This window comes from Streptomyces sp. NPDC058534 (assembly GCF_042717365.1).
Lineage (GTDB): Bacteria > Actinomycetota > Actinomycetes > Streptomycetales > Streptomycetaceae > Streptomyces.
On the sequence record NZ_JBHXNW010000023.1, the window covers coordinates 69,280 to 82,753 of the forward strand.

The window sequence follows — 13,474 nt, forward strand, 5'->3', positions numbered from 1 at the left end:
CACAGCCCCGCGCCCCTTATCGGCGTTCCAGTTCATGGCGTAGATCATCCAGCTCTGTTCCGCCGGCCATCTGCCTCGTCAGCTCGTCCAGCGTGACGTCCTCGCGCTCGTGGTTGCCCACCATCGTGCCGCGCTTCAGGAGGATGAACCTGTCACCCACCAGGTACGCGTGGTGCGGGTTGTGGGTGATGAGGACGACGCCCAGGCCCTGGTCGCGTGCCGCCGCCACATATTTGAGGACCACACCCGACTGCTTCACGCCCAGTGCCGCCGTCGGTTCGTCGAGCACCAGGACCTTCGCGCCGAAGTACACCGCGCGTGCGATCGCCACGCACTGGCGTTCGCCGCCGGAGAGGGTGCCGATGGGCTGGTCGACGTCGCGCAGGTCGATGCCCATGCGCAGGAGCTCCGCGTGAGTGGTGCGGCGCATGTGGTCGACGTCCATGCGCTTGAACGGGGCAACGCCCTTGCGGGGCTCGGAGCCGAGGAAGAAGTTGCGCCAGACCGGCATCAGCGGGACGACGGCGAGGTCCTGGTAGACGGTGGCGATGCCGCGGTCCAGGGCCTCGCGCGGGGAGGAGAGGCGGGTCTCCTCGCCGTCGAGGGCGACGGTGCCGCCGTCGTGCTGGTGCAGACCGGAGATGATCTTGATGAGGGTCGACTTGCCCGCGCCGTTGTCGCCCAGCACGCAGGTGATGTCGCCGGCGTGCACCTGGAGGGACACGCCTTCGAGGGCGCGTACGTTGCCGTAGTTCTTGCTGACGCCGGACAGCTCGACGAGCGCCTCACGTGCTGGGGTCTGCGTCATTTGGTGGCCTCCGCGCGCTTGCGGACCCAGGCGTTGAGCAGGGTCGCGAGGAGCAGCATCGCTCCGAGGAAGAACTTGAACCAGTCGGGGTTCCACTCGGCGAAGACGATGCCCTTGCTGGTCATGCCGAAGATGAACGCGCCGACCGCCGAGCCGACGGCGCTGCCGTAGCCGCCGGTGATCAGGCAGCCGCCGATGACGGCCGCGATGATGTAGATCAGCTCGTTGCCGACGCCCTCGCCGGACTGGACGACGTCGTAGGAGAAGAGCAGGTGCTGGCCCGAGATCCAGGCGCCGAAGCCGACGCCCATGTAGAGGCCGATCTTGGTCTTGGTGACCGGGACGCCCACCGCGCGGGCGGCGTCCTTGTTGCCGCCGACCGCGAAGATCCAGTTGCCGGCGCGGGTGCGCAGCAGGACCCAGCTGGCGACGGCGACCAGAGCGAGCCACCACAGGATGGTCACCTTGAAGCCGACGCCGCCGATGGTGATCGTGGAGGCGAAGACGTCGTGGGCGGAGGGGAAGCCCTCCATGTCGGCGATCGACTTGGTGGAGACGGTGCCGTCGATCAGCTTGGTGAAGCCCAGGTTCAGGCCGGTCAGCATCAGGAAGGTGCCCAGCGTGATGATGAAGCTGGGCAGCTTGGTGCGGGTCAGCATGAAGCCGTTGAAGGCGCCGATCGCCAGCGTGACCAGCAGGGACACGCCGACGCCGACCCAGACGTTGGCGGTCATCCGGTAGCTGAACATCGACGACACCAGGGCCGACGAGGTGACCATGACGCCGGCCGACAGGTCGAATTCGCCGCCGATCATCAGCAGCGCCACCGGGACGGCCATGATGCCGATCGTGGAGGCGGCGTAGAGCACCGTGCTGAGGCTGGCGGCGTGCAGGAAGCTGTCGGCGAAGAACGCGAAGAACACGAAGACGGCGATGGCGCCGACGACGGAGCCCAGTTCGGGGCGGCCCAGGAGTTTCCGCAGCGGTGAGGTCTGCAGAATCCTTTCGTCAGCGGTGGCCACATCCGTGCCGGCGCTCATCGGGTGCCCCGCTTGGTGTACTCGGCGAGCGCGGCGGCGTCGTCCTTGGTGATGATCTGCGGCCCGGTGAGCACCGGCCGGCCGCCGCCGAGGACGTCGGCGTTGTACTTGTACAGCCACAGCAGGTCGACGGCCTCGTAGCCCTGGAGGTAGGGCTGCTGGTCGACCGCGAAGCCGAGGGTGCCGTCCGCGAGTCCGGCGGCGACCTTGGCGTTGAGGTCGAAGGTGTCGATCTCGGCCTTGCTGCCCGCGCCCTGCTTGGCCTTCACCGCGGTGTCGGCGTAGGGGGCACCGAGGGTGACCACCGCGTCGACGGCCTTGTCGGTCTGGAGCTTGGCCTCGATGGCGGACTGCACGTCCGGCATGCTGGTGCCGTTGACGTAGAGCCGCTGGACCTTGCCGTCGAAGGTCTTCTCCACGCCGTCGCAGCGCTGCTCGTGGCCGACGTTGCCCTGCTCGTGGAGCACGCAGAGGGCCTGCTCGCGGCCTCGCTGGTTCAGTTCCTCGCCGACCGCCTCGCCGGCGATCGTCTCGTCCTGGCCGACGTGGGTGAGGGCGCCGAACGCCTTCGACTCCTCGGACCCGGAGTTCACGGTGATCACCGGGATGCCCGCCTTGCGGGCGCGGTCGAGGGCGGACCTCATCGCGTCGGGCTTGGCCAGCGTGACGATGATCCCGTCGACCTTCTTGTCGATGGCGGCGTTCACCAGCTGCGCCTGCTGCTGGGCCTCGTCGTCGTGGGAGTACAGAAAGTTGATGTTGTCCTTCACCGCGGCCTGCTCGGCGCCGCTCTGGACGATGTCCCAGAAGGTGTCGCCGTCGCCCGAGTGAGTGATCATCGCGAAGGTCCAGCGGGGCGTGTTCACCGCCGCCTGCCCCTGGGCCGACGCGGCCTTGCGGGCGTCCTCGGCGCGCTTGCCGCCAGTGCTGCTGCACCCGGCCAGGGACACCGACAGTGCTCCTGCCAGCGCGATGCCTACCCAGGTCCGAAACCGTGCCACGAGGCCGTGCCCTTCTTGCTGTGCCGTGCTGTGCGTGCCGGGCGCCCGAGGCTCCGGCCGGGGTCTGGAAACCCCAAACGCCACATTGTCCGACACACAAGCGGAGCGCGTGCCTCCGGGGATCGGACGACGGTCACATTGTCCGGACATTGCGACGAACCCGCGCGGCGAGCGGCGGCCGGACGGAGCGGGTCAGGGCCGTACGAGGAGCTGGAACTCGAAGGAGTACCGGGAGGGGCGGTAGGTGTGCGTGCCGAACTCGACCGCGCGTCCCGTGTCGTCGAACGTGGTGCGTTCCATCGTGAGCAGGGGCGCTCCCTCGTCCTCGCCGAGCCGTTCGGCCTCGTCGGCGGTGGCGGCGCGGGCACCGATGGACTGACGGGCGCTGTGCAGGGTGATCCCGGCGGCGCGCATCAGCCGGTACAGGCCGGTGGCCTCCAGCCGGCCGGTGTCGAGGTCGAGGAGACCGGAGGGCAGGTAGTTGCACAGGTACGCCATCGGCTCCCCGTGGGTCAGCCGCAGCCGCTCGACGCGGTGCACGTCGCTGCCCTCGGTCACGCCGAGTGCGGCGGCGGTCTCCGCGGTCGCCGGGACGACCGTGTTGACCAGGACCTTCGTGGCGGGACGCTGGCCCGCGGCCTCCAGGTCGTCGTAGAGACTGCTGAGTTCCAGCGGGCGCCTGACCTTGCTGTGCACGACCTGGGTGCCGACGCCCCGGCGGCGCACCAGCAGGCCCTTGTCGACGAGCGACTGGATGGCCTGGCGCACGGTGGGCCGGGACAGACCGAGCCGCGCGGCCAGCTCGATCTCGTTGCCCAGCAGGCTGCCCGGGGTCAGCGCGCCGTGCTCGATCGCCGCCTCCAGCTGCTGCGACAGCTGGAAGTACAGCGGCACGGGGCTGCTGCGATCCACGCTGAGGTCCAGCGACACGGTGGGGTCCACTTCTGGTTTCGGCACGGGCCGAGCGTAGCTCCGCACGGTGTTGACGGGAAGTTGTGTAGTTCGATTGTCCGGACATACGCATTGACAGGGTGCGGGCTGTGAGCCCACTTTGATTCCATGCGCATCGGGGTCATCGGGACGGGCCGTATCGGCACTGTTCACGCCAACACGCTCAGCCGCCACCGCGACGTGGGATCCCTGATCCTCACGGACGCCGATCTCACGCGGGCCCAGGATCTGGCCCACCGGCTGGGGGAGACGGCGGCACCCGGAGTGGACGAGATCTTCCGGTGGGGCGTGGACGCCGTGGTGATCACCACGGCGACGCCGGCCCACGCCGAACTGATCGGTCGGGCAGCACGCTCGGGGCTGCCGGTGTTCTGCGAGAAGCCCATCGCGCTGGACCTGACCGGCACGTTACAGGCGATCGCCGAGGTGGAGGCGGCCGGGACGGTGCTCCAGATGGGGTTCCAGCGTCGCTTCGACGCCGGGTACAAGGGGGCCCGGGAGGCGGTACGGGCGGGGCGGCTCGGCCGGCTGCACACCGTCCGGGCGGTGACGAGCGACCAGGCCCCGCCGCCTGCCGAGTACCTGCCGCAGTCCGGCGGGCTCTACCGGGACACGCTCATCCACGACTTCGACGTCCTTCGCTGGGTGACCGGGCGGGAGGTCACGGACGTCTACGCCGCGGGGTCGGACGCCGGTCCGCCGATGTTCCGCGCGGCGGACGACGTGGACACCGGTGCCGCGCTGCTCACGCTGGACGACGGCACGCTGGCCACGGTGACGGCGACGCGGCTGAACGGGGCGGGGTACGACGTGCGCATGGAGCTGGCCGGGGAGCTGGACCAGATCGTCGTCGGTCTGGACGACCGTACGCCGATCGCGTCCACCGAGCCGACCGGTCCCCCGGCCGCCGACAAGCCGTGGACCGGCTTCGTGGAACGGTTCGGGCCCGCCTACGAGGCGGAGCTGGCCACGTTCGTGGAGGTCGTGCGGGGCGAGCGGGCCAACCCGTGCGACGGCCGCGAGGCACTCCAGGCCCTGCGGATCGCCGAGGCCTGCGACGTCTCCCGCCGCGAACGCAGACCCGTACGACTGGCCGAGGTCGCCGGGGGCGCGGCGTCCCTGGCGGGCTGACCGGAAGCATCCCCGTCCGGCCGCTCCCGCGCCTCTAGCGGCCGTCCTCCTGGTACCCCTCCAGCAGCCCCGCGTCGTGTGCCAGGAGTGCGATCTGGACGCGGTTGTCGAGGTCCAGCTTGGCCAGGATGCGGGAGACGTGGGCCTTGACGGTGGCCACGCTCATGAACAGCTCCGCCGCGATGGCGGCGTTGGCCAGGCCCCGGCCGACCGCGACGGCGACCTCGCGCTCGCGGTCGTCGAGGGTGTCGGCGCGCGCACGCGCGCGGGTGCGGCGCGTGTCGCCGGCGCCACCGGCCGCCTGGTCCATCAGCCGGCGGGTCACGGCTGGCGACAGGACGGGGTCACCGGCCGCGACCCTGCGCACGGCGTCGAGGATCTCCGCGGGCGGCGTGTCCTTGAGGACGAACCCGGCGGCGCCCGCGCGCAGCGCCCGCAGCACCTGTTTCCTGGGACTGCTGGCCGTGATCCAGGGCGTGGTGGGGCTGGTGCACGAGTTCACCGACTGGAATTGGGGCTTGGTGCAGAGCCGACGGGCGGCCACCGACCGTCGTCGCCGGTCTCAGCAGCCGTGGTCGACGAGGTCGAACGACGCGTAGTGGTCGGCCGTGTAGTAGTCCTCCTGGTTCTCCTCACCGGTGACGATGCGCCGGGCGCCGCGCGTGTCGGAGCCCGGCGTGATCACCGTGTACTCGTGGTAGTAGCCGGTGGACTGACCGGGCAGGATGCCCTCCCGGTTCTGGAAGACGGTCCCGTCCTGCTCGAACGGGTAGGGACCGCCCTGCTCGATCAGGTCGAGGGTGTCGTGCGCCTGGGAGGGCAGGGCGCTGTAGCAGATGTCGCCGACCGACGCCGGGGCGGCGCCCGCCGTGGTCGCGGAGACGGTGCCGCCCAGGAGCAGGGCGGACAGGACTGCGGTTGCCGCACCGAGCCGGGCGGCGTGTGGGGGGAATCGCATGGATTCATGATGGCGCGCGTAGACAGTGGCATGTCAGTGACAAGACGGTTGGAGCTTCCCTGGACGTCATATGTGTTTTCGGCGAGTTCACAACCCGTACGAGCCGCGATCGGGCCGTCCCGGTTCGACGTCCGATCGCCGCCAGCGTGCGCGCGTGCCGCTCGCTGGAATGGACCCATGAACACGAAAACGAATACGCACACGAACACGGATTCACTCACCCACCCCTCCGCACCCCTGCTCGGCCGGACGGCCCTCGTCACCGGCGGCAGCCGCGGGATCGGTGCGGCCACCGCGCTGCGCCTGGCGCGGGAGGGCGCCGACGTGGCCCTGACCTATGTGAACGGCAAGGACGCCGCCGCGGACGTCGTACGCGCCGTGGAGGCGCTGGGACGCCGGGCGGTGGCCCTGCGGGCGGACTCCGCCGATCCGGACGAGGCGGCAGGGGCGGTGGAGCGGGCGGCGCTCGCGCTCGGGGGCGGCCCGGACGTGCTGGTCAACAACGTGGGCCTGGGCCTGCTCGGCCCGCTGGAGAACATGACGGTCGCCGACGTGGACCGGCTGCTCGCGGTGAACGTCCGGGGTGTCTTCCTGACCTCCCAGGCGGCCGCGTCCCGCATGACCGAGGGCGGGCGGATCATCACCATCGGCAGCTGCATGACCCAGCGGGTGCCCGGCCCCGGCGGCACCCTGTACGCGATGAGCAAGTCGGCGCTGATCGGCCTGACCAAGGCGCTGGCCAGGGAGTTGGGGCCGCGCGGGATCACGGCGAACATCGTCCACCCGGGGCCGGTCGACACCGACATGAACCCGGCGGACGGGCCCTTCGCGCAGGGGCAGGCGGCCATGACGGCCCTGGGCCGCTTCGGCACGGCGGACGAGGTGGCGTCGACGGTTGCGCACCTGGCCGGGGCCACGTACGTCACGGGCGCGGAGTTCGCCGTGGACGGGGGCCACGCGGCGTAGCGACTGCCCGGCGGACGGGCGCCGCGTAGGCGGCGCCCGCGCGTACGGACGCGGGAAAACGCGGGAACGCGGCAGAACGCACGCGCGGGGCGCGCCGGTGCTGTCCGGCCGGGCGCCCCGCGCGTGGGTGTGACGGGCGGGGTCAGCCGGCCAGTTCCTGGTGGCGGGCGGCCAGGTGGGCCGCGCCGTCCTCGGTGAGGGAGCCGAACAGGCGCAGGCGGGAGATGCCGCCGTCGGGGAAGATGTCCACGCGCGCGTGCGTACCGACGGCCGGCTCCGGCAGGACGAAGCGGTGGTTGGTGTCGGGCTGGAGGCGGGTGCGGGGCAGGACCTCGCGCCATTCCCCGCTCTCGCCGTCCCGCACGGACACCGAGGCCCAGCCGGCCGAGTTGCCCTTCAGGTACGCCGTGTCGATCTCGATGGCGCGGATCTGGGAACGGTCCACCAGCCGGTAGCGGATCCAGTCGTTGCCCTGGTCGCGGCGGCGGCGGGTCTCCCAGCCGTCGTCCATCTTGCGGGAGCGGCCCGGCTGGATGGTGTTGGTGGCCGGCGAGTAGAAGAGGTTGGAGGCGTCCTCGGCCTGCCCGCCGTTCTCCAGGGCGACCACGTCGAAGGTGCCGAGGGCGGTGAGCCAGGCCGGGTCCGGAAGCACCTCGCCGTACACGCGCAGACGGGCGATGCCGCCGTCGGGGTGCTGCCCCAGGCGCAGGTGGGTGAAGCGCTGCTCGGCCGAGACCGCGAAGCCGTTGGCGGCGTGGCCGCCGACGGGAGTGCGCGGGACGAGGGTCGTCCACTTGACGTCCCCGGCGAGCAGTTCCTCCGCCGACGGGGAGCCCTCGACCGTGGCGCCCTCGACGGAGACCGCCTGCGGGTAGTTGCCGCGGAAGTGGGCGGTGTCGACGACGATGCCGCGGATCACGCCGGGGGCGCCGAGGCGGATCAGCGCCCAGTCGTGGTCGCCCTCCGTGGGCCAGGGGTGCTCGGCGGACGCGCCGCGGCGCCGGCGGGTCTCCCAGCCGTCCATGACCTTGCCCTTGTGCCCGAAGTGCTCGGGGTCGAACTCGGCGGGCTCCGGCACCAGCAGGTTCTCGCGCTGGGCGAAGAACTCGTCGTTGGCGGCGACGACGCCGGCGCCCAGTCGCCGGTCGGCGAGGTTCGCGAGATGGGTGAACGGGAGGTCGGCCGTGCGGTAGTCCGCGTACGGGTCACCGCCTCCGTAGGGGTTCGCGTCGCCGGTGAAGCTGGCCAACTGGGAGTTCTGCTGGGCCGTCACGGTGATCAGGTGTTCCTCTCGGGATCGTTCGGGATGATCTGGGTTCAGGGGGTCCGGACGTCTCAGGTCCGGGTGAGGAGCTGTCCCTTCGGGTCGGTGAACGCGCCGTCCGCCAGGATGCGCTCTCCGCGCAGCCAGGTGGACTTCACGACGCCGTACAGGGTCTTGCCCGCGTACGCGGTGACGCGGTTGCGGTGCTGGAGGGCGGCCGGGTCGACGGTGAACGTCTCGTCGGGGGCGAGGACGGCGAAGTCGGCGTCGTGGCCGGCCGCGATGGCGCCCTTGCGCCCGTCGAGACCCACCTGGCGTGCCGTGTGCGCCGACATCCAGCGGACGACGTCCTCCAGGCCGAGACCGCGCTCGCGGGCCTTGGTCCACATCGCCGGCAGGCTGAGCTGGAGGCCGGCGATGCCGCCCCAGGCGGTGGCGAAGTCATCGGTCTTGAGGTCGGCGGTGGACGGCGAGTGGTCGGTGACCACGCAGTCGATCGTGCCGTCCGCGAGGGCCTGCCACAGCAGGTCCTGGTTGGCGGCCTCGCGGATCGGCGGGCAGCACTTGAACTCGCTGGCGCCGTCCGGCACTTCCTCGGCGGTGAGGGTGAGGTAGTGCGGGCAGGTCTCGACCGTCACCTGCACGCCGTCGGCGCGGGCCTCGGCGATCAGCGGCAGGGCGTCGCTGGAGGAGAGGTGGAGGATGTGCACGCGGGCGTTGAACCGCTTGGCCTGCGCGAGGAGGGCCGCGATCGCGGTGTCCTCGGCGTCGCGCGGGCGGCTGGCGAGGAAGTGGCTGTACTTCGGACCGCCCTGCTGCGGGGCCGCGGCCAGGTGGTGCGGGTCCTCGGCGTGCACGATGAGCAGGCCGTCGAAGGCGGCGATCTCCGCCAGCGACCGGGCGAGCTGCTCCTGGTCGAGGTGCGGGAACTCGTCGACCCCGGACGGCGACAGGAACGCCTTGAAGCCGAAGACCCCTGCCTCGTGCAGCGGGCGCAGGTCCTTGACGTTGTCGGGCAGGGCGCCGCCCCAGAAGCCGACGTCGATGTGGGCCTTGGCGGCGGCGACCTCGCGCTTGGTGCGCAGGTGGCCGACCGTCGTGGTCGGCGGGATGGAGTTCAGCGGCATGTCCACGAGGGTGGTGATGCCGCCGGCCGCGGCCGCGCGGGTGGCGGTCCAGAAGCCCTCCCACTCGGTGCGCCCCGGGTCGTTCACGTGCACGTGGGTGTCGATCAGGCCGGGCAGGACGACGTGGTCGCCGACGTCCTCCAGCCGGGCGCCCTCCGGCACGGGGGCGTCGTACGGGAGGACGGCCGTGATCCTCCCTCCGGCCACCGCGACCGACGCCGCGCACGTCCCCTCGGGAGTGACGACGCGCGTCGAGCGCAGTACGAGTTCAGCCTGCGACACCCGAACCCCTCTCTTCCCTGAGCATGTGTTTCAACGTTCTGTTGAAGGAGTCTTCACTCCCCGCCGGACCCCGTCAAGAGGCACCCTTTGTGGGGGCATGCCCAGCAACCTCGCCCTGGACGTTTCCACAAAGCGGAATTAGAATTCCAGCAAGCAGAACGTAGCTACGTACAAGCCGGTAGTCAACCGGCCGCCGGGTACGCTTCTTTCCTCCCGCCAGCCCCGAAAGGAACGTGCCGTGCCGACGTCCAGCGCCAGCACCACCGACTCCGCCAGGTCCGCCACAGGTGGCGTCCAGTCCCTGGAGCGCGCCTTCGACCTGCTCGAACGGATGGCGGACGCGGGCGGCGAGGTCGGCCTGAGCGAGCTGTCGGCCAGCAGCGGCCTGCCGCTGCCGACCATCCACCGCCTGATGCGCACCCTCGTGGCCTGCGGATACGTCCGTCAGCAGCCCAACCGCCGGTACGCGCTCGGCCCGCGCCTGATCCGCCTCGGCGAGTCCGCCTCCCGGCTGCTCGGCACCTGGGCCCGCCCGCACCTGGCCCGCCTGGTCGAGGAGACCGGCGAGACGGCGAACATGGCACTGCTCGACGGCGACGAGATCGTGTACGTCGCCCAGGTGCCGTCCAAGCACTCGATGCGCATGTTCACCGAGGTCGGCCGACGCGTCCTGCCGCACTCCACCGGCGTCGGCAAGGCGCTGCTCGCGGACTTCCCGGCGGAGGAGGTGCGCGCCCTGCTGGGCCGCACGGGCATGCCGGCCGCGACCGACAAGACGATCACCACGCCGGACGGGTTCATCGCGGCGCTGGCGGACGTGCGCCACCAGGGATACGCGATCGACGACAACGAGCAGGAGATCGGCGTCCGCTGCCTGGCCGTCTCCGTGCCCGACTCCCCCACCGCGGCGGCCATCTCGATCTCCGGCCCGGCGGGCCGCGTCACCGAGGCCGCGACCGACCGGATCGTGCCGCTGCTCCAGCAGGTGGCGGCGGAACTGTCGGAGGCACTGCTGGCCTCGAACGGCAACCCGGCCGCCTGAAGCCGAGTCCGACCGGAACTAGCCGCGCGGCGGCGGGTCCCCGAAGGTTTCCACGGCGTGCCGGAGCTCCGTCAGCCCCGGCGACAGGGCGCTGACGGAGCCGATCGCGCCCGCTATCAGCAGCAGGGAGCGGCGCAGCCGCGGCGCCTCGGGGACCCCGTGCCCCGCCATCGCGGCAAGGTCGGCCAACTCGTCCTCGGCGATCGCCCGGTCCGGGAAGTCGGCGGGCAGCAGGGCGAGTTGGCGGCGCAACCGGGACACCGCGGCCCGCAGTTCCGCCACCCTCACATCCTCGTCGCCGACGGTCACTTGCCTCTGCCCCAAGCTCCGCAACACAGCCCTCCCCCTCGCACCCCGTCGTGCGCGGGCCAGTAAACGCCACCCCGTACGGCACGCGCCACCACGCGAACCGAAATTCAGCCTTCGGCAACCCCGTGCACGCCCGGACGTTTGGCGGGCCGTCAGGTATGCAGGACCCATGACGGACAACGAAGACCAGGTAGCGGGGCTGCTGCTGGCCGCCGGGGGCGGCCGGCGGCTCGGCGGACGCCCCAAGGCCCTGCTCGAACACCGTGGACACCCACTCGTCGAACACGCGGTCGCCGTGCTGCGCGCGGCCGGCTGCGCCCGCGTGCACGTCGTCCTCGGGGCGCGCGCCGAGGACGTACGCGCCCGGGCGGCACTCGACGAGTGCGTACTCGTGGACAACCCCGACTGGGAACAGGGCATGGGGTCCTCGCTGCGGACCGGGCTCGACTCGCTCACCGGGACGGGGGCGCGGGCGGCACTGGTCTCCCTGGTGGACCAGCCCGGCATCGGGGCGGAGGCGATGGCCCGGGTGCGCGCCGGATACCGGGACGAGACCTCGCTCGTGTCGGCGGCGTACGCGGGGGTGCGCGGACACCCGGTTCTGCTCGGCGCCGCCCACTGGGCGGGGGTGGCGGCGACTGCCACCGGGGACCGGGGGGCACGCGCCTATCTGAGGGAACACGCGGCCGAGATCGCGCTCGTGGAGTGCGGAGACGTGGCGCAGCCGTACGACATCGACACCGAGGCCGACCTGGTCCACCTTGAGTGAAGGGCGTGGCACTGAGCGCCACCTTCCCTCGACTCAGAGAATCTCGACGTCAACAAATCTTGAAGTTCCACGATGAGGAAACTACTATCCACTGACCAGAAGCACTCGACCGCACAGCGAGTGCGTAATGCCCCATACGCGCCCTCTGGCACCCGGTGCCACCGCTGAAGGAAGTGACAGCTCATGTCCGCACCAGCGCCGTCCCCGCTGGCCATCGTCGACGCCGAGCCCCTGCCCCGGCAGGAGGAGGTCCTCACCGATGCGGCGCTCGCCTTCGTGGCCGAGCTGCACCGGCGGTTCACGCCCCGGCGTGACGAGCTCCTCGCCCGCCGAGCGGAGCGCCGCGCCGGGATCGCCCGCACCTCCACGCTCGACTTCCTCCCGGAGACCGCCGCCATCCGCGCGGACGACTCCTGGAAGGTGGCCCCGGCCCCGGCCGCGCTGCAGGACCGCCGGGTCGAGATCACCGGCCCGACCGACCGCAAGATGACCATCAACGCGCTCAACTCGGGCGCGAAGGTCTGGCTCGCGGACTTCGAGGACGCCTCCGCGCCGACCTGGGAGAACGTCGTCGGTGGCCAGCTCAACCTCACCGCCGCCTACCACCGCGCCATCGACTTCACCGACGAGCGCACCGGCAAGTCGTACGCCCTGCGCCCGGACGCGGAGCTGGCGACCGTCGTCATGCGCCCGCGCGGCTGGCACCTCGACGAGCGCCACCTCAAGGTCGACGGCCGTCCGGTGCCGGGCGCGCTGGTCGACTTCGGCCTGTACTTCTTCCACAACGCCCAGCGCCTGCTGGACCTCGGCAAGGGCCCGTACTTCTACCTCCCGAAGACGGAGTCCCACCTGGAGGCCCGCCTCTGGAACGAGGTCTTCGTCTTCGCGCAGGACTACGTCGGCATCCCGCAGGGCACCGTCCGCGCCACCGTCCTGATCGAGACGATCACGGCCGCGTACGAGATGGAGGAGATCCTCTACGAACTGCGCGACCACGCCTCGGGGTTGAACGCCGGCCGCTGGGACTACCTGTTCTCCATCGTCAAGAACTTCCGCGACGGCGGCGCCCGGTTCGTCCTGCCGGACCGCAACGCGGTGACGATGACCGCCCCGTTCATGCGGGCGTACACCGAACTCCTCGTCCGCACCTGCCACAAGCGCGGCGCGCACGCGATCGGCGGCATGGCGGCGTTCATCCCGTCCCGCCGGGACGCCGAGGTCAACAAGGTGGCCTTCGAGAAGGTCCGCGCCGACAAGGACCGCGAGGCCGGCGACGGCTTCGACGGCTCCTGGGTGGCCCACCCCGACCTGGTCCCGATCGCCATGGAGTCCTTCGACAAGGTCCTCGGCGACCGGCCCAACCAGAAGGACCGGCTGCGCGAGGACGTCGACGTCAAGGCGGCAGACCTGATCGCGATCGACTCCCTGGAGGCCAAGCCGACGTACGCGGGCCTGGTCAACGCCGTGCAGGTCGGCATCCGTTACATCGAGGCCTGGCTGCGCGGTCTCGGCGCGGTCGCCATCTTCAACCTGATGGAGGACGCGGCCACCGCCGAGATCTCCCGCTCGCAGATCTGGCAGTGGATCAACGCGGAGGTCGTCCTCGACAACGGCGAGCAGGTCACCGCCGAGCTGGCCCGCAAGGTCGCCGCCGAGGAACTGGCGAACATCCGCGCGGAGATCGGCGACGAGACCTTCGCGGCCGGCAACTGGCAGCAGGCCCACGACCTGCTCCTGACGGTGTCGCTCGACGAGGACTACGCCGACTTCCTGACGCTTCCGGCGTACGAGCAGCTCAAGGGCTGACGCCCGGCATCTTGAGAGAC

At 71.2% G+C, this 13,474-nt stretch carries 13 protein-coding genes and 1 pseudogene; 5 read left to right on the top strand and 9 right to left on the bottom strand.

The genetic code is table 11. The features are described from left to right. Window positions 1–16: 16 nt before the first annotated feature. The 4 genes from ACFWR9_RS16770 to ACFWR9_RS16785 form a co-directional block, all read right to left on the bottom strand. Window positions 17–808: an ATP-binding cassette domain-containing protein gene (locus ACFWR9_RS16770; protein ID WP_383842056.1), complete on the bottom strand. Its 792-nt coding sequence runs from the start codon at window positions 806–808 to the stop codon at window positions 17–19. Then, window positions 805–1,848, bottom strand: a complete 1,044-nt coding sequence (locus tag ACFWR9_RS16775; RefSeq protein WP_383842059.1) for an ABC transporter permease — start codon at window positions 1,846–1,848, stop codon at window positions 805–807. Before ACFWR9_RS16775 ends, ACFWR9_RS16770 begins: the two co-directional genes overlap by 4 nt. Then, window positions 1,845–2,849 (bottom strand): sugar ABC transporter substrate-binding protein, encoded by a 1,005-nt coding sequence (locus ACFWR9_RS16780; protein ID WP_383842062.1) that lies wholly within the window; start codon window positions 2,847–2,849, stop codon window positions 1,845–1,847. Before ACFWR9_RS16780 ends, ACFWR9_RS16775 begins: the two co-directional genes overlap by 4 nt. Before the next feature lie 192 nt (window positions 2,850–3,041). After that, entirely contained in the window at window positions 3,042–3,779 is a 738-nt protein-coding gene (locus ACFWR9_RS16785; protein ID WP_383842180.1) for a myo-inositol degradation transcriptional regulator, read from the bottom strand. 129 nt (window positions 3,780–3,908) lie between these two features. Here ACFWR9_RS16785 and ACFWR9_RS16790 point away from each other — a divergent pair, with 129 nt between their 5' ends. Then, complete coding sequence (locus tag ACFWR9_RS16790) at window positions 3,909–4,931, top strand: Gfo/Idh/MocA family oxidoreductase (RefSeq protein ID WP_383842065.1); 1,023 nt, start codon at window positions 3,909–3,911, stop codon at window positions 4,929–4,931. A 34-nt stretch (window positions 4,932–4,965) separates the two neighbouring features. Here the strand turns inward: ACFWR9_RS16790 and ACFWR9_RS16795 are convergent. Beyond that, a pseudogene (locus ACFWR9_RS16795) lies at window positions 4,966–5,379 on the bottom strand (DNA-binding response regulator); the annotation flags it as partial. Between the two features lie 114 nt (window positions 5,380–5,493). Further along, entirely contained in the window at window positions 5,494–5,889 is a 396-nt protein-coding gene (locus ACFWR9_RS16800; RefSeq protein ID WP_383842068.1) for a ribonuclease domain-containing protein, read from the bottom strand. Window positions 5,890–6,066: 177 nt separating this feature from the next. On the opposite strand from ACFWR9_RS16800, the gene ACFWR9_RS16805 reads away from it, so the two are divergent. Beyond that, window positions 6,067–6,855 carry an SDR family oxidoreductase gene (locus tag ACFWR9_RS16805; protein WP_383842071.1) on the top strand — a complete coding sequence of 263 codons (789 nt, stop codon included), beginning with the start codon at window positions 6,067–6,069 and terminating at the stop codon, window positions 6,853–6,855. Between the two features lie 142 nt (window positions 6,856–6,997). Here the strand turns inward: ACFWR9_RS16805 and alc are convergent, their stop codons facing one another. Together alc and allB are read right to left on the bottom strand one after the other, a co-directional pair. Continuing rightward, window positions 6,998–8,128 (bottom strand): allantoicase, encoded by a 1,131-nt coding sequence (alc, locus tag ACFWR9_RS16810; protein WP_383842074.1) that lies wholly within the window; start codon window positions 8,126–8,128, stop codon window positions 6,998–7,000. Window positions 8,129–8,190: 62 nt separating this feature from the next. Then, the gene (allB, locus tag ACFWR9_RS16815; protein WP_383842077.1) at window positions 8,191–9,528 is read right to left on the bottom strand and encodes an allantoinase AllB; all 1,338 of its coding nucleotides are present in this window, start codon (window positions 9,526–9,528) and stop codon (window positions 8,191–8,193) included. Window positions 9,529–9,766: 238 nt separating this feature from the next. Here allB and allR point away from each other — a divergent pair, with 238 nt between their 5' ends. Beyond that, window positions 9,767–10,570 carry an allantoin degradation transcriptional regulator AllR gene (gene allR / locus ACFWR9_RS16820; protein WP_383842080.1) on the top strand — a complete coding sequence of 268 codons (804 nt, stop codon included), beginning with the start codon at window positions 9,767–9,769 and terminating at the stop codon, window positions 10,568–10,570. 18 nt (window positions 10,571–10,588) lie between these two features. On the opposite strand, the gene ACFWR9_RS16825 is transcribed toward allR, so the two are convergent. Then, window positions 10,589–10,906, bottom strand: coding sequence for a DUF5955 family protein (locus tag ACFWR9_RS16825; protein WP_383842083.1), 318 nt, complete (start codon window positions 10,904–10,906; stop codon window positions 10,589–10,591). Window positions 10,907–11,048: 142 nt separating this feature from the next. Here ACFWR9_RS16825 and ACFWR9_RS16830 point away from each other — a divergent pair, with 142 nt between their 5' ends. Both ACFWR9_RS16830 and aceB read left to right on the top strand, forming a co-directional pair. After that, the gene (locus tag ACFWR9_RS16830) at window positions 11,049–11,648 is read left to right on the top strand and encodes an NTP transferase domain-containing protein (protein WP_383842086.1); all 600 of its coding nucleotides are present in this window, start codon (window positions 11,049–11,051) and stop codon (window positions 11,646–11,648) included. A gap of 183 nt (window positions 11,649–11,831) precedes the next feature. Further along, window positions 11,832–13,454: a malate synthase A gene (aceB, locus tag ACFWR9_RS16835; protein ID WP_383842089.1), complete on the top strand. Its 1,623-nt coding sequence runs from the start codon at window positions 11,832–11,834 to the stop codon at window positions 13,452–13,454. Window positions 13,455–13,474: the final 20 nt, after the last annotated feature.